The organism is Actinophytocola sp., assembly GCF_035712165.1.
Lineage (GTDB): Bacteria > Actinomycetota > Actinomycetes > Mycobacteriales > Pseudonocardiaceae > DASYTH01.
Genome location: NZ_DASTBH010000193.1, coordinates 24520 through 42531 on the forward strand (window position 1 = coordinate 24520; position 18012 = coordinate 42531).

General features: G+C 70.9%; 11 protein-coding genes. 10 read left to right on the top strand and 1 reads right to left on the bottom strand.

What is annotated here, in order from left to right; genetic code table 11:
- The first annotated feature begins 99 nt into the window (after nt 1–99).
- The 7 genes from VFO68_RS10785 to VFO68_RS10815 all read left to right on the top strand — a co-directional run bounded on the left by VFO68_RS10785 (nt 100) and on the right by VFO68_RS10815 (nt 10559).
- A complete protein-coding gene (locus VFO68_RS10785; RefSeq protein ID WP_325158076.1) occupies nt 100–963 on the top strand; it encodes an SDR family oxidoreductase in 864 nt (287 codons plus the stop codon).
- Nucleotides 960–2507, top strand: coding sequence for a succinic semialdehyde dehydrogenase (locus VFO68_RS10790; protein ID WP_325158077.1), 1548 nt, complete (start codon nt 960–962; stop codon nt 2505–2507). The genes VFO68_RS10785 and VFO68_RS10790 overlap by 4 nt, the downstream gene beginning before the upstream one ends.
- A 1-nt stretch (nt 2508) precedes the next feature.
- Nucleotides 2509–3654 (top strand): acyl-CoA dehydrogenase family protein, encoded by a 1146-nt coding sequence (locus tag VFO68_RS10795; RefSeq protein ID WP_325158078.1) that lies wholly within the window; start codon nt 2509–2511, stop codon nt 3652–3654.
- Nucleotides 3655–3776: 122 nt separating this feature from the next.
- Nucleotides 3777–5402, top strand: coding sequence for a M14 family metallopeptidase (locus VFO68_RS10800; protein WP_325158079.1), 1626 nt, complete (start codon nt 3777–3779; stop codon nt 5400–5402).
- Nucleotides 5403–5521: 119 nt separating this feature from the next.
- Nucleotides 5522–6691: a trypsin-like serine protease gene (locus VFO68_RS10805; protein ID WP_325158080.1), complete on the top strand. Its 1170-nt coding sequence runs from the start codon at nt 5522–5524 to the stop codon at nt 6689–6691.
- 132 nt (nt 6692–6823) lie between these two features.
- Nucleotides 6824–8611 (top strand): long-chain fatty acid--CoA ligase, encoded by a 1788-nt coding sequence (locus tag VFO68_RS10810; protein ID WP_325158081.1) that lies wholly within the window; start codon nt 6824–6826, stop codon nt 8609–8611.
- 322 nt (nt 8612–8933) lie between these two features.
- A complete protein-coding gene (locus tag VFO68_RS10815; RefSeq protein WP_325158082.1) occupies nt 8934–10559 on the top strand; it encodes a substrate-binding and VWA domain-containing protein in 1626 nt (541 codons plus the stop codon).
- Here the strand turns inward: VFO68_RS10815 and VFO68_RS10820 are convergent.
- Nucleotides 10556–11281 carry a class I SAM-dependent methyltransferase gene (locus VFO68_RS10820; RefSeq protein ID WP_325158083.1) on the bottom strand — a complete coding sequence of 242 codons (726 nt, stop codon included), beginning with the start codon at nt 11279–11281 and terminating at the stop codon, nt 10556–10558. The two genes, VFO68_RS10815 and VFO68_RS10820, sit on opposite strands and share 4 nt — an antisense overlap.
- Before the next feature lie 80 nt (nt 11282–11361).
- Here VFO68_RS10820 and VFO68_RS10825 point away from each other — a divergent pair, with 80 nt between their 5' ends.
- The 3 genes from VFO68_RS10825 to VFO68_RS10835 form a co-directional block, all read left to right on the top strand.
- Nucleotides 11362–13200, top strand: coding sequence for a hypothetical protein (locus VFO68_RS10825; RefSeq protein WP_325158084.1), 1839 nt, complete (start codon nt 11362–11364; stop codon nt 13198–13200).
- Complete coding sequence (locus tag VFO68_RS10830) at nt 13184–13936, top strand: class I SAM-dependent methyltransferase (protein ID WP_325158085.1); 753 nt, start codon at nt 13184–13186, stop codon at nt 13934–13936. The genes VFO68_RS10825 and VFO68_RS10830 overlap by 17 nt, the downstream gene beginning before the upstream one ends.
- The coding region (locus VFO68_RS10835) for an alpha-(1->3)-arabinofuranosyltransferase (RefSeq protein ID WP_325158086.1) at nt 13933–18012 on the top strand (4080 nt) is incomplete at its 3' end. The genes VFO68_RS10830 and VFO68_RS10835, both read left to right, overlap by 4 nt.

Here is an 18012-nt window from a genome sequence, read left to right on the forward strand (position 1 = left end):
GCCGCAGGCGCGGCGGGCGGGCTGAGACCTTGCGTGGGGATGGGCCCGCTGCGATGCTGAGGAAACATTCCAGCTGGACTGTATGTGGGGAGCGTGGCAATGGCGCGGCAGCTCCGTTCGTTGACCGGGAAGGTTGTGGTGGTCACGGGGGGTGGCCGCGGGATCGGGGCCGCGACGGCGGGGGCGTTGGCGCGGTTGGGGGCGGTGGTGGTGATCGGCGACCTCGACCTGGACGTGGCCAAGAAGACCGCCGACGAGCTGGACGGCGCGCAGGCCCTACCGCTGGACGTCACCGACCGGGACAGGTTCTCCACCTTCCTCGACGAGGTGGAGCGGCAGGTGGGACCGATCGACATTCTGATCAACAACGCCGGCATCATGCCGATCGCGATGTTGGACGACGAGGACGACCGGACCACGCGCCGGCTTCTGGAGATCAACCTGCACGGTGTCATCCACGGGACCCGGGAGGCGATGCGGCGGATGCGGGCGCGGCAGACCGGGCACATCGTGAACATCGCGTCGGTCGCCGGGAAGGCGGGGTTTCCGGGAGTGGCCACCTACTGCGCCACCAAGCACGGGGTGGTAGGGCTGTCCGAGGCCGTGCGGGCCGAGCTGCGGGGCACCGGGGTGGACATCTCCATCGTGCTGCCGTCGATCGTCCGCACCGAGCTGACCTCGGGAGTCGAGGACGCGCGGTTCGTGAAGTCGGTCGCGCCCGACGACGTCGCCGCCGCCATCGTGCACACCTTGCAGCGGCCGCGGTTCGAGGTCTTCGTGCCGCGAGCCCTGGGCACCGTCAACCGGGTCACCCGCCTGCTGCCGCGGGCCGCGGGCGAGTGGGTGGCGCGGCGGTTCAAGGGCGACCAGGTGATGGTGAACGCGGCGCATTCGGCGGCGCGGCGGGACTACGAGGCGCGGGCGGCGGCCAGCGCGCCGGCGGTCGACCGGGAGGGCGCGTGAAGGTGCCGGTGAGCCAGGAGACGATCAGTAGGCTGCGGCGGTTCGTCGTGTCGTCTACCTCGGACACCGTCACCTCGACCCACGTCTATACCGGCGGAGAGCTGGCCGTGCTGCCCCGGTCGACGCCGGCCGACGTGTTGACGGCGGTGGAGCTGGGCCGACGGGCGCAGCGGGGCTGGGCGGGCCGGCCGTTCGGCGAGCGGCGGGTGGTGTTCGAGCGGTTCCACAAGCTGCTGCTCGCCCACCGCGAAGAGCTGGCCGACCTGCTCCAGGCCGAGACCGGCAAGGCGCGCCGGGACGCCTTCGAGGAGCTCGCCGAACCGCTGCTGGTGACCTCCTACTACCTGCGCACCGGGGCGCGGCTGCTGCGGCCGCGCCGGCGGGCGGGCGCGATGCCGCTGGTGGTGGGGGCGACCGAACTGCGGGTGCCCAAGGGTGTCGTCGGGGTCATCGCGCCGTGGAACTACCCGCTCGCGCTCGCCATGGCCGACGCCATCCCGGCCCTGCTCGCCGGCAACGCCGTGGTGCTCAAACCGGACAGCCAGACCGCGCTGAGCCCGCTGTTCGCCATCGAGCTCCTGCACCGGGCCGGACTGCCCGACCACCTGATCCAGGTGGTGCTCGGCGACGGGCCGGTGATCGGCCCCGCCGTCGTGGACGGCGTCGACTTCGTGGCCTTCACCGGGTCCACCAGGACCGGCACGGAGGTGGCCACCCGGGCGGCGGCCCGGCTGATCGGCTGCTCGCTCGAGCTCGGCGGCAAGAACGCGATGATCGTGCTCGAGGACGCGAAGCCGGACCGGGCGGCGGAGATCGCCACCCGGGCCGCGTTCGCCAACGCCGGGCAGCTGTGCCTGTCCATGGAACGCGTCTACGTGCACGAGACGATCTTCGACGACTTCGCCGAGCGGTTCGCGGCGGCCACCGAGCGGCTGCGGCTCGGTGCCGCCTACGACTACTCCTGCGACGTCGGATCGCTGGTCTCCCAGGCACAGCTGAAAACCGTCACCGAGCACGTGGACGACGCGCGGGCCAAGGGGGCTCGGGTGCTGGCCGGCGGGCGGCCCCGGCCGGACCTCGGTCCGTACTTCTACGAGCCCACCGTGCTCGCCGAGGTCACCCCGGACATGACCTGCCACGCCAGCGAGACCTTCGGCCCGGTCGTCGCGCTCTACCCGTTCGGCACCGACGACGAAGCCGTGGCGCTGGCCAACCAGACCGTCTACGGCCTCAACTCCAGCGTGCTCAGCGCCGACACCGCGCGCGCGACCCGGATCGCGGCCCGGCTGCGCACCGGCACGGTCAACATCAACGACGGGGTGGTCTCCGGCTACGGCAGCACCGACGCCCCGATGGGCGGCATGGGTTGCTCCGGGCTCGGCCGAAGGCATGGCGCCGAAGGCCTGCTCAAGTACACCGAGGCGCAAACCCTGGCGGTGCAGCGAGTCCCGTTGCTCAGCCCGCCGAAGTGGTTGCCCTACGGGCTGTACGCCCGGGGTATGGCGGGAACTCTCCGACTACTACGACGGTTGCGGGTGCGTTGACATGATCGAATGGGCAGACACCGACCGGATGGTGCGGGACGCGATCCGGGAGTTCGTCGACCGGGAACTGCGGCCGCACATCGAGGAGCTCGAGCACGGCGACCTGCCGCCCTACGACCTGATCCGCACCTTCTTCAAGTCGTTCGGGCTGGACGCGCTGGCCCGGGAGTCGTTCGACCCCGACGGCACCGGCGGCGACCGGGGCGGCGACCGGGCGGCACTGTCGCTGATCACGGTGTCCGAGCTGTCCCGGGTGGGCACCGGGCTGGTCACCGCCATGGGGGTCAGCGTCGGGCTGGCCGGCGGCACGATCATGAGCCGGGGCACGCCGGAGCAGCGCACCCGCTGGGCCCGTGACCTGCTCACCTTCGACAAGGTCGGCGCCTGGGCGATCACCGAGCCGGACTCCGGATCGGACGCCTTCGGCGGCATGAAGACCGTCGCGCGCCGGGACGGCGACCGGTACGTCCTCAATGGACAGAAGACGTTCATCACCAACGGGCCCTACGCGGACACCCTTGTGGTCTACGCCAAACTGGACGACGAGGTCGCTACTTTCGTGCTGGACTCCGGGATGCCCGGTCTGACCCAGTCCAAGCCGTTGCGCAAGATGGGTATCCACTCCTCGCCGACCGGCCAGCTGTTCTTCGACGACGTCGTGCTGGAGCCGGACCGGCTGCTGGCCGGCAGCGGCCGGGACAGCGCCCGGGCCAACTTCGCCGGCGAGCGCTACGGGGTGGCCGCCATGGCGCTGGGCATCATCGAGGAATGCCTGCGGCTGTCCACCGACTACGCCCGCAGCCGGGTGGCGTGGGGCCGGCCGATCGGCGACTACCAGCTCATCCAGCTCAAGCTGGCCACCATGGAGGTGGCCCGGCTCAATGTGCAGAACCTGGTGTTCCGCACGGTCGAGCTGCTGCGCGCGGGCCGGACCCCGACCCTGGCCGAGGCGTCGGCGATGAAGCTGTACTCCTCCCAGGCCGCGACCGAGGTGGCGATGGAGGCGGTCCAGCTGTTCGGCGGAAACGGCTACATGTCCGAGTACCGGGTGGAGCAGCTGGCCCGGGACGCCAAGGCACTGATGATCTACGCGGGCAGCAACGAGGTCCAGGTCACGCACATCGCCAAGGACCTGCTGCGCCGGTAACGATCAAGACTGGGAAGGTGTTAATCCGATTCCACCTGTTTGCGGGCTTGTGGGGCCTACACCCTGGGGTGAACATCAGTTAACCCGGAGTATCGGGCTCCCACCCTGCAGGAGGCACACGCGTGGACCGAAAAAGAGTCATGGCCGGGGTGATCGCCGCCGCGGCCGTCGTCATGTCGATGAGTCCCGGAGCCGCGGCCGGCGCCGGTGAGCAGACCAGCAGCGCCGAGTACAGCGTCCTCGGCGTGCGCACGCTCGAGGCGCGCAACGCCATCGCCGCGACCGGTGCGGCGATCAACGGTCCGGAGGACAGTCGCCTGCTGATCACGGCGACCCAGGAGGAGATCCGCCGGATCGAGGCGCTCGGCTTCAAGACCCAGCGGGAAGCCGCGCCGGCCACGATCCAGGACGCCGTCCCGTTCGACTTCCCGCCTGCCGACTCGAACTACCACAACTACGCCGAGATGACCGCCGAGATCAACCAGGTGATCGCGGCCAACCCCGGGCTGATCAGCAAGACGGTGATCGGCACGTCGGTGCAGGGCCGGGAGCTCTGGGCGCTGAAGATCTCCGACAACGTGGCCACCGACGAGAACGAGCCCGAGGTGCTGTTCACCGCGCACCAGCACGCCCGCGAGCACCTCACCGTGGAGATGGCGATCTACCTCGTGCACCAGTTGGTGGAGAGCACCGACAGCCAGGTCCGCAACCTGGTCAACAGCCGCGAGATCTGGATCGTGCCGGACATGAACCCGGACGGCGGCGAGTACGACATCGCCACCGGCTCCTACCGGTCCTGGCGCAAGAACCGCCAGCCGAACACCGGATCGTCCAACGTGGGCACCGATCTCAACCGCAACTGGGACTACAACTGGGGCTGCTGCGGCGGATCGTCCGGCAGCACCGGCAGCGAGACCTACCGCGGCTCCGCGCCGGAGTCCGCGCCCGAGGTGCGGCTGGTGGCCAACTTCGTGCGCACCCGGGTGGTCGGCGGCGTCCAGCAGATCAAGACGAACATCGACTTCCACACCTACAGCGAGCTGGTGCTCTGGCCGTTCGGCTACACCACCAACAACACCGCGCCCGGCATGACGCAGGAGGAGTACAACACCTTCGCCGCGCTCGGCCAGCAGATGGCCGGCACCAACAGCTACACCCCGGAGCAGGCGTCGGACCTCTACATCACGGACGGCTCGATCGACGACTGGTTGTGGGGCAACCAGAGGATCTACTCGTTCACCTTCGAGATGTACCCGGCGAACGGCGGCGGCGGCTTCTACCCGCCCGACGAGGTGATCGCGCGTGAGGTCAGCCGCAACCGCGCCGCGGTGCTGATGCTGCTGGACTACTCCGACTGCCCCAAGCGGGCCATCGGCCTGACCTGTGACGGCACCACGCCGCCACCCGGCCGCAGCTTCGAGAACACCACCGACGTGCCGATCCCGGACAACACCACGGTGAACAGCCCGATCACCGTGTCCGGCGTACCGGGCAACGCCGTGGCCAACGCGTCGGTCGAGGTGCACATCCAGCACACCTACCGCGGTGACCTGGTGGTCACCCTGGTCGCGCCGGACGGCAGCACCTACAACCTGCTCAACCGCTCCGGCGGCAGCGCCGACAACGTCGACCAGACGTTCACGGTGAACCTGTCCACCGAGGCGGCCAACGGCACCTGGAACCTGCGGGTGCAGGACGCCGCGAGCCTGGACACCGGGTTCATCAACTCCTGGAAGCTCACTCTCTAGCCCCTGCCCCAAAAATCGCCCGTCGAGACACGTCACGTTCATCCGCCGTCCGGTGATGAACGTGACGTATCTCGCATCCCTGCGATCCCTGCGAAATTCCCTGCGAAAGGACCATTCCGTTGACCCTGCGTACCCTGCTCACGAGAACCGCGGTGATCACCGCCGGTCTCGTCACGGCCATCGGCATCGTCACCGTCAACCCGGCCGCCGGCGACCCCGCCCCGGATGACGTCTTCCCCCAGGTCGTCGGCGGCACCCGGGCCACCCAAGGGGAGTTCCCCTGGATGATCCGGCTGTCCATGGGCTGCGGCGGCAGCCTGATCCGGCCGAACATCGTGCTGACCGCGGCGCACTGCGTCAACGGCACCGGCAACAACACCAACATCACCGCCACCGGCGGCGCGGTTGACCTTCAGGACACCGCGAACCGGGTGCAGATCCGGTCGAACTTCGTGCAGCAGGCGCCCGGGTACACCGGCGACGGCCGGGACTGGGCGCTGATCCGGCTGCAGTCCTCGTTCAACCTGCCGCTGATGCGGGTCGCCACGTCCACCGCGTTCAACAGCGGCACGTTCACGGTGGCCGGTTGGGGCGCGGCCAGCCAGGGCGGCGCCCAGCAGCGCTTCCTGCTCAAGGCCAACGTCCCGTTCATCACCGACACCCAGTGCCGGACGGCCAGCGGCTACAGCGGCCTGATCGCCAACGAGGAGATCTGCGCCGGCAACTGGGACAACGGCGGCGTGGACACCTGCCAGGGCGACTCCGGTGGCCCGATGTTCCGGCGGGACAACAGCAACGAGTGGGTCCAGGTCGGCATCACCAGTTGGGGCATCGGCTGCGCGCAGGCGCGGGCGCCGGGCGTCTACACCGAGGTGAGCACGTTCGCGGCGGACATCAACTCCTTCGCCGACAGCCTGGGCGGCACCCAGCCGCCGCCGGGGCGGCCCGGGGTCAGCTTCGACAACGGCACCGACGTGGCGATCCCGGACAACGCCACGGTGAACAGCCCGATCGCCGTGTCCGGGGTGGCCGGCAACGCGCTGGCCACCAGCACGGTCGAGGTGCACATCGTGCACACCTTCCGTGGTGACCTGGTGGTCGACCTGGTCGCGCCGGACGGCACCGCCTACAACCTGCTCAACCGGTCCGGCGGCAGCGCCGACAACGTCGACCAGACGTTCACGGTGAACCTGACCACCGAGGTGGCCAACGGCACCTGGAACCTGCGGGTCCGCGACGCCGCCAGCCAGGACGTCGGCCGGATCGACAGCTGGCGGCTCACCCTGTAGCCCGACTCGAGCACACCGTCGGCTGACGCATACTGGTAGAGAGGGCCACCGCCAAACCGGAGGTGGCCTTCTCGCCATCTGGCGGGCAAGATACGGGTCAAGTTACCGGGTGGTAGCTGGATGGAGGACACCATGCGCGAACTCGCGGTCCCGTCGCGGGTCACCCTTCCCGAGCGCGGGGGACTTGCGGACCTCGTGTTCCGTAACGCCGAGGAGGCTCCGGCCGCCGTGGTGTTCCGCCGCAAGGTGGGCGCGGAGTGGACCAACGTCAGCGCGGCGCGGTTCCGGGACGAGGTGGTCGCGGTCGCCGCCGGGCTGATCGCGTCGGGCGTCGAGCCGGGCGAGCGGGTGGCCATCTTCGCCGCGACCCGCTACGAGTGGACGCTGTTCGACTTCGCGATCTGGGCAGCGGGCGCGGTGCCCGTGCCGATCTACGTGACGTCCTCCGCCGAACAGATCGAGTGGATCCTGTACGACTCCGGCGCTGTGGCGGTGGTCACCGAGAACGCGGCGCTGGACGCGAAGGTCGAGAGCGTGCGGGCGAAGGTGCCGGCCCTGCGCCACGTCTGGCAGATCGACTCCGGCGCCGTCGAGCACCTCACCGCCGCCGGCAAGGACGTGCCGCCGGCCGAGGTGGACGCCCGGCGCGACGCGGTCCAGCCGGACGACCTGGCCACGATCATCTACACCTCGGGCACCACCGGCCGGCCGAAGGGCTGCGTGCTGACCCATCGCAACTTCCTGCTGGCCGGCGGCAACGCGGTGGAGTACCTCGCACCGCTGTTCAAGGGCGGGGACGCCGCGACCCTGCTGTTCCTGCCCGTGGCGCACGTGTTCGGCCGGATGGTCGAGGTGGCGTCGGTGATGGCCCGGGCGACCGTCGGGCACTGGTCGGATGTGAAAACGCTCACCGACAACCTGGTGGCGTTCCAGCCGACGTTCATCCTGTCGGTGCCCTACGTGCTGGAGAAGGTCTACAACGGAGCCCGGCAGAAGGCGCACGCCTCGGGCAAGGGCCGGATCTTCGACATCGCCGTGGACACCGCGGTCGCCTACAGCGAGGCCGAGGGCAAGGCCGGGATCGGCCTGCGCCTCAAGCACCTGCTGTTCGACAAGCTGGTGTACGCGAAGCTGCGCGCCGCGCTCGGCGGGCGGGTTCGGTACGCGATCTCCGGCGGTGCGGCGCTGTCGCCGCGGATCGCGCACTTCTTCCGCGGCGTCGGCCTGATCATCTTTGAGGGCTACGGCCTCACCGAGTCCACGGCGGCCTCGGTGGTGAACTCCCCGGAGAGCGTCAAGCTCGGCACGGTGGGTCAACCGCTGCCCGGCACGGCGGTGCGGATCGGCGACGACGGCGAGATCCTGATGCGCGGCGGCGGCATCTTCACCGGCTACTGGCAGAACGAGTCGGCGACCAAGGAGGCCATCGACGAGGAGGGCTGGTTCCACACCGGCGACCTCGGCGAGCTCGACGGCGAGGGCTACCTGAAGATCACCGGCCGGAAGAAGGAGCTGCTGGTGACCAGCGGCGGCAAGAACGTCGCGCCGTCGGTCATCGAGGACCGCATCTCCGCGCATCCCCTGGTGGGCCAGGCCATGGTGGTCGGCGACGGCAAGAAGTACGTGGCCGCCCTGGTGACCGTGGACCAGGACTACTTCTCCTACTGGAAGACCACGCGCGGCAAGGCGGTCGGGGCCTCGATCGCCGACCTGGCCGACGACGCGGATCTGCGCGCCGAGGTGCAGACGGCCATCGACGACGGCAACTCCGCCGTCTCCACCGCCGAGTCGGTCCGCAAGTTCCGTATCCTGCCGGTCGAGTTCACGCCGGAGAACGGATATCTCACACCCTCATTGAAGCTCAAGCGGAACGTGATCATGAAGGATTTCGCGAGTGACGTAGATGCTCTATATTCGTAATTTGGGGACCAACGTTTATCGCTCAACGGAACGGTTCGTGACCGGTGCGTAGTTGACTGCACAGTCAACCGCGGAGCGTGCTCAGGTCGTAACGCTACTCACATGGTTGGACCGTTCGGCCTAACTTGAGTGGTTGTCTGCACCACAGACAAGGTGATTGCCGCTCGCAATCGGGGCAGCCGCGGGCTAAGGTCACCGCCCAGCAGTCAAGTGTGATCTGGATTGCAATCGGGGTGGATGGAGGACGGCGGCGATGGGGCGACATTCGTCGGCCACCCGGCGTACAAAGCGTTCGCCGGTTTTACTTTTGAGCATCCTGCTCGTGGTTGTTCTGGGTATCTGGTTCACCGTCGACTTCCTCCGGGACCGGCTGCGGGCCTCCGGCTGCGAATCGGTGACCACCCTGAATGTCACCGCGGCCACGGACATCGCGCCGACCGTGACCCAGGCGGCCCGGAAGGTCTCCGAAGAGGGCGACCAGGGCGGCTGCTACAAGGTCAACGTCTCCACCCGGGACTCCGCGGTCACCGCCGAGACCCTGGCGGTCTCCGACGGCACCGAGCCACCCGACGTGTGGATCCCCGAGTCGACGATGTGGCTGCAGCGCGCGCAGGACAAGGGCGCCTGGAACACCCCGGTGACCGGCAGTTCGATCGCCAACTCCCCGGTGGTCATCGCGATCACCGAGGAGACCGCCGCCGAGCTCGGCTGGCCGCAGAAGAAGATCGGCTGGGTGGACCTGATCGGACCGAACGCCAAGGTCAAGATCGGCATGCCGGACCCGGCCCGCGAGCCGGTCGGCGTCTACACGCTGTTCGGGCTGCGCGAAGTGATCAAGACCGCGCCCGACCCGGCCGCCGCCGGCACCGCCGCGATGCGCAAGCTGTCGCTGAACACGCTGTCGGAGAACTCCGAACTGTTCGCCCGGCTGCCCGGCGGCACCAGCCAGGACAAGCCGCTGGACGGCTTCCCCACCTCCGAGAACGCCCTGCTGCGGCACAACGCCGCGCAGCAGACCGGACAACTGGTCGCGGTGTACGCCGACCCGGCCATCCCGTCCCTGGACTACCCCTACGTCGTGCTGCCCGAGACCTCCGAGGCCAAGCGGGACGTCGCGGCCAAGTTCCTGGACCGGTTGCAGGCACAGGAAACCTCCGACGCGCTGGCCGACGCCGGGTTCCGCACCCCGGACGGCAAGACGCTGCGGGACCGGGGCAAGGAGGGCCGCACCTCCAACGACCCGCTGACGCCGGTGCCGGTGCCCGACGCCGCCGCGGCCGTCTCGGTGCTCAACACCTGGGCCACGGTCAACCTGTCCGGCCGGGTGCAGGTGCTCATCGACGTGTCCGGCTCGATGGCCGAGCCGGTGCCGGGCAGCGGCCGCAGCCGCATGGACCTCACCATGCAGGCCGCGATCGCCGGCGTCGACCTCTTCAAGCCGACCACCAAGATCGGTTGGTGGACCTTCTCCACCAAGCTGGACGGTGACAAGGATTACACCGTGCTGCTGCCGATGCGCACCGTGGCCGAGCACAAGGCCAGCGGCGCCATCGACAACCTGAAGGCCGTGAAGGCCAAGGAGGGCGGCGGAACCGGCCTGTACGACAGCGTGCTCGCGGCCATGCGGGACGCCCGGGCGAACTGGGAGCCGGGCCGGATCAACGTGGTCACCGTGCTGACCGACGGGAAGAACGACGACCGGGACAGCATCAGCCTGGAGCAGTTGATCGCCGAGTTGAAGAAGCTGCAGGACCCCAAGCGGCCGCTGCTGATGACCGGCATCGGCATCGGCGACGGCGTCGACCCGGCCGAGCTCAAGGCGATCGCCGAGGCGACCGGCGGCGCGTACTTCACCACCCCGGACCCCACGAAGATCAACGAGATCTTCTACGCCTCGCTGTCGAAGATGCTGTGCCAGCCCCCGAACTGCAAGCCGCCCACCAACTAGTAAGGCGCGTAGGGCGAGTCGTGACCGAAGTGGCGGGTCAGCGGCCGCAGCCGCAGGTACAGCAGGCCCTTGATGATCACGTTGCGGGTGAACCAGGGCAGTTCGCGCAGGATCCGCAGCCGGTCGGCCACACGCGGGCGGCGCAGCACGAACCGGGCGAGCGAGCCGGCCCGGTCCAGGTAGGTGTACCGGCTCGCGGGCAGCACCTTGGCCAGCGTGCCCAGGGTGACCCCCACCGACGAGTAGCAGTCGTGCACCAGGATCTCCGCGCCCGGCGCCATGTGGGCCGACCAGCGCAGGTCGTCGGAGTAGGTCCAGTAGTCGTGCTTGCCGTCGATGTAGAGCAGGTCGATCGGCCGGGACCACCCCGGGCGCAGCTTCGTGCTGTACCCGATCACCAGCTCCACCACGTCGCCCAGGCCGGCCGCGGCGATGTTGGCCTCGAACCGCTCGCGGATGGTCATGCCGCCCCGCCACTCCACGAACGGGTCGACGGCGACCACGTGCGCGCCGACGGTGCGCGCGGCCAGGCCCAGCACCACGGTGGAACGGCCCTGGTGGCTGCCGATCTCGACGATCGTGGCCCCGGGCCCGAGCCGGCACGCGGCGTCCCACAGGGACCGCCCCTGGTCCCGGGTGAGCCAGCCGGGGATATCGTCGGCCAGCTTCCAGGCCGCATCGAAGCCGGTGGCATCCACCGGGGCGGCGCCGGCCTTCTCCATGGAGCTACCTGCCTTAACGTGGCGAAACGAACGGCCAGGACTCTAGCGAGCGGCCGGTGAGCCTGCTAGAAGGGTGTGCGATGACCCTCAATCCCGCTCCGGCCGCGCCGGCGCCGCCCCGGCCGCCTGCGGCGCGACCAGCGCTGGGCGGGTTATCGGTGCCGGTGGCCCTGGCCGCGGCACTGATCGCGGCGGTGCCGTTGGTGGTGCACGCGATCGCCGCCCTGAACGGCTATTTCTGGCAGGACGACTTCGTCATCACCTTCCGGGCGGCGCAGGCCAACCCGGTCGATCCCGGCTACCTCTTCCAGCCCTACAACGGCGAGCACCTGGCGCCCGGCATGTTCCTGCTGGCCTGGGTGGTGACCACGCTGGCGCCGCTGAGCTACCCGGTGGCCGTGCTGCCGGTGCTGGTCATGCAGGCGGTCATGGCCTGGCTGTTCTGGCGGCTGCTGGTGGACTGCTTCGGCAAGCGCCGGGCGTTGCTGGTGCCGTTCGCGGCGTTCACCTTCTCGCCGCTGATCCTGCTTCCGGTGCTGTGGTGGGCCTACGCCCTGCAGCTGATCCCGTTGCTGCTGGCCATGATCGGCGCACTGGACGCCCAGGTGCGGTACCTGCGCCACGGCCGGCGCCGGCACGCGGTGTACACCGTGCTGTGGACGGTCTTCGGGCTGGCCTTCTACATCAAGGCCGCGGTGATACCGGTGCTGCTGTTGGCCGTCACGCTCCTGCTGATGCCGGGCGGCTGGTGGACGGCGCTACGCACGGCGCTGCGCCGGTACGCGCCGCTGTGGCTGGCCCACGCCGCCCTGCTGGCCGGGTTCATCGCGTTCTACCTGTCGGCCACCACCACCGACGTCGAGGCCGGCGGCGACCGCAGCGGGTTCGGCGAACTGGTACGCCGGATGTTCCTGGACACCTTCCTGCCGGGCATGTTCGGCGGCCCGCTCGGCAGCTCGACCAGCGGCGTGGCCTGGGCCGCGCCGCCGATCGCGATGCGGATCGCGACCATCGTGCTGGCCGCGGTGATCGTGGTCGCCGGGCTGGTCCGCGGCCGGGGCCGGGCCGCGCTGGCCTGGCTGGTGCTGGCCGGCTATCTCGCCTTCGACGTGATCCTGCTCGTGGTGGTCCGGCTCCCCCTGGTCGGCGCGGTGGCCGGCACCGACCCCCGGTACGTGGCCGACGCGGTGCCGGTCGCGTTGCTGTGTGCCAGCTTCGCGTTCCTTGCGCCGGTGCCGTTGACGGACGAGCCGGAGCCGGAGCCGGTCCCGGCGCGGGGGCGACGACGGGTCGGGCTGGCCGTCGCCGCGCTCACCGTCGTGTTCATGGGGCTGGCGACGCTGACCCATGTGCGGCAGGCGCCGGCGGCACAGAGCGGCGCGGCCAAGGAGTACGTGGCGACGGCCGAGCAGGCCCTCGCCAGCCAGCCGGACCTGGTGCTCTTCGACGGCGCGGTCCCGGACCAGGTCATGGTCAGCTGGTTCCTCGCCGACGCCAAGCCGTCCCGGGTGATCGGCCTGCTCGGCGAACGGCCCCGCTTCGACCAGGCCGCCGAGAAGATGTACCTGCTGGACCGGACCGGCGAGCCGCGCGAGATCAGCCGGCTCGAGCACGCGGTGCACGGGGTCGCGGGCACCGCCAAGGACTGCGGGCACCTGGTGACCGATGCGCCGACCCTGGTCCGGCTGACCGGGTTCCTGTGGGGCAAGTACGTCGCCCGGCTGGAGTACTACACCGCCGACAGCGGCCCCGGCTGGGTCAACGTCGGCGACAAGGTGGTGCCGGTGGAGTTCCAGCGGGGCGCGCACGTGCTGTTCGTGCCGACCGACGGCTTCTTCGACACGGTGACGCTGCGCCGGGCGACCCGGGTGGCGCCCGTGTGCGTCACGGAGGTCCTGGTGGGTGAGCCGGTTGTCTAGCTTCGAGGGCGTCCGCCGGGACTGGACCCGGCTGGGCGAGCGTGACCCGCTGTGGGCGGTGTACGTCGCGCCCGGCCGGCGCGGCGGAAGCTGGGACGTCGAGGAGTTCCTGGAACTGGGCCGCCGGGACGTCGGGCGCGCCATGGCCTGGCTGGAGCGGCTCGGGGTGCGCGGCCGGTTCGACCGGGCGCTGGACTTCGGCTGCGGGGCCGGCCGGCTCTCGCAGGCGCTGGCCGAGCGGGCCGGCGAGGTGGTCGGCGTGGACGTCTCGGCGCCGATGCTCGAGATGGCCGCCGAACTCGACCGCACCGCGGGCCGCTGCCGGTTCGTCCTGAACGACGCGGACGACCTCGGCCTGTTCGCCGACGGCGAGTTCGACCTGGTCTACACCGAACTGGTGCTGCAACACCTGCCCGCCCCGATGATCGACCGCTACCTCGGCGAGTTCCTGCGGGTGCTGCGGCCCGGCGGGATCGCCGTGTTCCAGTGCACGGTCAGTCCGATGTGGACGGTCAAGGGCATGATCTGGCGGTTCGTCCCACCGCCCCTGGTGCGCCTCGGCCAGCGGTACGTGTTGCGCTATCCCGCGCCGATGCGGATGACGGCCTACCCGGCCCGCCGGGTGGCCGCCGTCGTGGCCGCGCACGGCGGCGAGGTGGTCGGTTCGATGGTCCAGGACGACCGGGCGGCGCACTGGCGCACCGCCCACTACGCGGTTCGCCGGCCGGCCAGATGACAGCCACGGAAGCGCCGGCGGCCACGGTCGCCGCGCCGAAGCATCTGAACACGCTGCCCAGGCGGCTGCGCCGGGCCGGGACGGCGGCCCGGCAGTGGCTGGCCGGCCTGCCCCGCAACCCGGCGGCCTGGGTGATGCTTGCCCTGACGCTGCTGTCCGTGCTGCAGTTGCCGGGCCGCACCACGTTCGACACCAAACTGGACCTGGTCATCGATCCGGTCCGGTTCCTCGCCCGATCGCTGCATCTGTGGAATCCCGAGGCGACCGCGGGCGAGTTGCAGAACCAGGCCTACGGCTACCTGTTCCCGATGGGGCCGTTCTTCGCCGCCGGCCAGGTGCTCGGCGTCCCGCCCTGGATCACCCAACGACTCTGGGGCGCCCTGCTGCTGTGCCTGGCCTTCGGTGGCGCGCTGCTGCTGGCCCGCGCGCTGAACATCGGCACCGGTCCGGCCCGCTACGCCGGCGCCCTCGGATACGCCCTGGCGCCGCGGATGCTCACCGAGATCGGCCCGGTGTCGGCCGAACTGCTGCCGGCCGTGCTGCTGCCGTGGATCATGCTGCCGCTGGTGCGGGCCGGACGGATCGGATCGCCCCGCCGGGCCGCCGGACTTTCCGCCCTGGCCGTGCTGTGCATCGGCGGGGTGAACGGCTCGATGGTGGTCATGGTGCTGGTGCTCCCGGCGCTGTGGCTGCTCACCCGGCAGTGGACCCGGCAGCATGTCCGGCTGGTGGCCTGGTGGTGCGGCTCCGTGCTGGCCGCCACGCTCTGGTGGATCCTGCCGCTGCTGCTGCTCGGCCGGTACAGCCTGCCGTTCCTGGACTACATCGAGTCGGCCAGCGACACCACGGCCCTGATGTCGCTCTACGAGGCGGTCCGCGGCACCAGCCAGTGGGTGGCCTACGTGATCTCCGGCGAGCCGTGGTGGCCGGCCGGTTACCTGTTGATCAACAACCCGATGCTGATGCTGGTGACCGGGCTGGTCGCGGCGATCGGCCTGGCCGGGCTCGCCCGGCCGCACCTGCCCGAGCGGCTGTTCCTGACCCTCGGCGTGCTCACCGGGATCATCCTGATCACCATCGGCTACGTCGGCGAGCTGGACAGCCCGCTGGCCGGCGTGGTCCGCCCGCTGCTGGACGGGCCGCTGGCCCCGCTGCGCAACGTGCACAAGTTCGAACCGGTGCTGCGGTTACCGCTGATGCTGGCGTTCGTGCACGCGGTGTCCGGCTCGCTGTCCTGGCTGGTCGGCACGAAGTCGGCGGTGGTGGCCACCCGGGCCCGGCTGGCCACCGGGTTGGTGCTGGTGCTGCTGCTGGCCGCACCGGCGTGGCTGTTCACCCTGCGGCCGGGTCCCGGCTGGGACGAGGTGCCGGCCTACTGGCGCTCGGCGATGACCTGGCTCGGCCAGACCGACCAGAGCTCGCGGACGCTGCTGTTACCGGCATCCGGGTTCGGCGAGTACACCTGGGGCCGCACGGTCGACGAGCCGGCCCAGGCGCTGGCCCGGGCGCCCTGGGCGGTGCGCAGCCAGATTCCGCTGGGCTCCGAGGGCAACACCCGGATGATGGACGCGGTCGAGGATGCCCTGGCCAACGGCCGCGGCTCCCCGGGGCTGGCCGACTTCCTGGCCCGGTCGGGCTACCGGTTCCTGCTGCTGCGCAACGACATCGACCGCACCGGCGGCGGCTCGCCGTCGATGACCATGCTGCGTGCCGGTCTGGCGGCCTCACCCGGCATCGCGCGGGTGACCGGGTTCGGGCCGGAGGTGGTGCTGGGGTCGAGGTCGCCGGTCGACCCGGTGGACCGCGCCGCGCCGCCCGCCCAGGCGGTGGAGATCTTCGAGGTTCGCCGCCCGGTGGCACCGGTGAGCGTGGTGGCCGCGCAGGACGCCGTGACGGTCAGCGGCGGCCCGGAGTCCCTGCTGCCGCTGCTGGAGTCCGGCCAGCTCGACGCCGACCAACCGGTCGTGCTGGCCGGCGACGGCGGCGTGCCCGAGGCCACCGAGTGGCTGGTCACCGACGGGCTGCGGTACCGGGAACGCAACGTCGGCCGGCCGCGCGACAACCTGAGCCAGACGATGACCGCGGACGAGTCGCCGCGGCAGCGCCGGCCATCGGTGGACATCCTGCCGTTCCACGGGCGCTCCCATCAGACGGTGGCCGCCTACCGCGGAATCAGGTCGGTGAGCGCGTCGTCGGCGGCGAGCTTCGCCGACTCGCCGGGCAGCACCGAGCCGTCCCGCCAGCCGTTCGCGGCCGTCGACGGCGACCCGCGCACCGCGTGGCAGTCCGCGACCTTCACCGGCCCGGCCGGGCAGTGGCTGGAGGTCGAGCTGGACACCCCGCGCACCGTGGAGAACCTGACCCTGACGCTGATCGACGACCTCCGGGTCGGCTGGCCGGTTCGCCGGGTGCGGATCACCACCGACGCCGGGTCGGTCGACCGGGACGTGGCCAAGACCCACGATCCGCAGGTGGTGGCCGCGCCGCCCGGCGTGACCAGCCGGGTGCGGGTGACCGTGCTCGCGGTCGCGGCGGACCGGCAGAACGGCAACGTCGGCATCGCCGAACTGGCGGTCCCGGGCGTCACCCCGTACCGCGCGCTGCAGGTGCCCACCGACGCCGCGCCGGAACGCGGGCAGCGGGCGAGCTTCACGTTCACCCGAGGCACCCAGCCGCGGTACGCCTGCGCCACCGATGCGGGCGGCCAGCGGTGCTATCCGGCGCTGGTCCGCGACGGCGAGGAGCCGGCGGGAGTGCACCGGCTGTTCGCCACCACCAGCGCGGCGACCTACCGGGTCAGCGGCACCGTGCTGCCCACCTCCGGCGGCGTCAATCCCGTTGCCGTGCCCGGTGTCGAGGTGTCCGGCACGTCTCAGCTGGCCGGCGACCCGGCTGCCGGGCCGCTCGCCGCGATCGACCGGGACCCGACCACCGCCTGGATCGCCGACGTGAACGACCTGCGCCCGGCGATCCGGCTCAACTGGGGCCGCCCGCGGTCGATCACCGGCATCCGGCTGACCACCCCACCCGGCGCCGGCGCCTCCCGGCCGTCCGAGGTGGAGATCAAGACGCCGACCGAGACCCGGGCCGTCGCGCTGAACGGGGACGGGATGGCCGACCTGAGCCTGACCACGGACCGGGTGGAGATCACCGTGCTGCGGGTGGCCGCGCCGGTCGGCCTGGAGTTCACCGCGTCCCGGGACGCCAGCCCCGCCGGTGTCGGCAACCTGGAGCTGTCCGGAGTGGACGAGCTCGGGTCACGACCGGACGCGCAGACCCGGTTCACCGTCCCGTGCGGCAAGGGTCCCAAGCTCGAGGTCGATGGAACCCCCTACGACACCACGGTTTCCGGAACACTCTCGGACATCAGCCAGCACCGGCCGATCCGGTTCGAGACCTGCGCGGACCTGGCCGAGGGCCTCGACCTGGCGACCGGAAAACATGAGCTGCGCACCGAACGGACCGCCGCGTTCGTGGTCCAGGACGTGGCACTGACCTGGACCGGCACCGACCGCGCCGAGCCGCGCCAGCGCACCTTCACCGTCGGCCGGTGGGACGCCACCAGCCGGACGATCGAGGTCGGGCCCGGCCCGGCCGCGCTGCTGAGCGTGCGGGAGAACGCCAACGACGGCTGGGTGGCCACGGTGGACGGTCGGGAGCTGGCGCGCACCCGGGTGGACGGCTGGCAGCAGGCGTGGGTGTTGCCGGCCGGCACCGGCGGCGCCGTGGTGCGGCTGGAGTTCGTGCCGGACACCAGCTACCGGACCCGGCTGCTGATCGGCGCGTTCGCCGTGCTGGCGCTGGTGGTCGCGGTCGCGCTGCCGGTCCGGCGTCGGGTGACCCACGGCCTGCGCCCGGGCGGGCGGCGCTGGGTGCCGGTGGTGCTCATCGGGCTGCTTGCCGTGCTGGGCGGGATGCTGCCGATGGTGCTGCTGATCGTCTGCCTGCTGCTGCGGGCGTTGTGGCCGCGCTCGGTGACCGTGCTGGCCTTCGCCGGGATGGCGGGCGCCACGCTCGTCGCGGTCACCGGCCGGCTGCTCGATCACGGCCAGGGTTGGGCCTACGGCTCGGTCGCC

Coding starts and splice junctions, on each gene's coding strand:
- VFO68_RS10785 (WP_325158076.1), top strand. CDS start 100: ATGGCGCGGCAGCTCCGTTCGTTGACCGGGAAGGTTGTGGTGGTCACG.
- VFO68_RS10795 (WP_325158078.1), top strand. CDS start 2,509: ATGATCGAATGGGCAGACACCGACCGGATGGTGCGGGACGCGATCCGG.
- VFO68_RS10810 (WP_325158081.1), top strand. CDS start 6,824: ATGCGCGAACTCGCGGTCCCGTCGCGGGTCACCCTTCCCGAGCGCGGG.
- VFO68_RS10820 (WP_325158083.1), bottom strand. CDS start 11,281: ATGGAGAAGGCCGGCGCCGCCCCGGTGGATGCCACCGGCTTCGATGCG.
- VFO68_RS10825 (WP_325158084.1), top strand. CDS start 11,362: ATGACCCTCAATCCCGCTCCGGCCGCGCCGGCGCCGCCCCGGCCGCCT.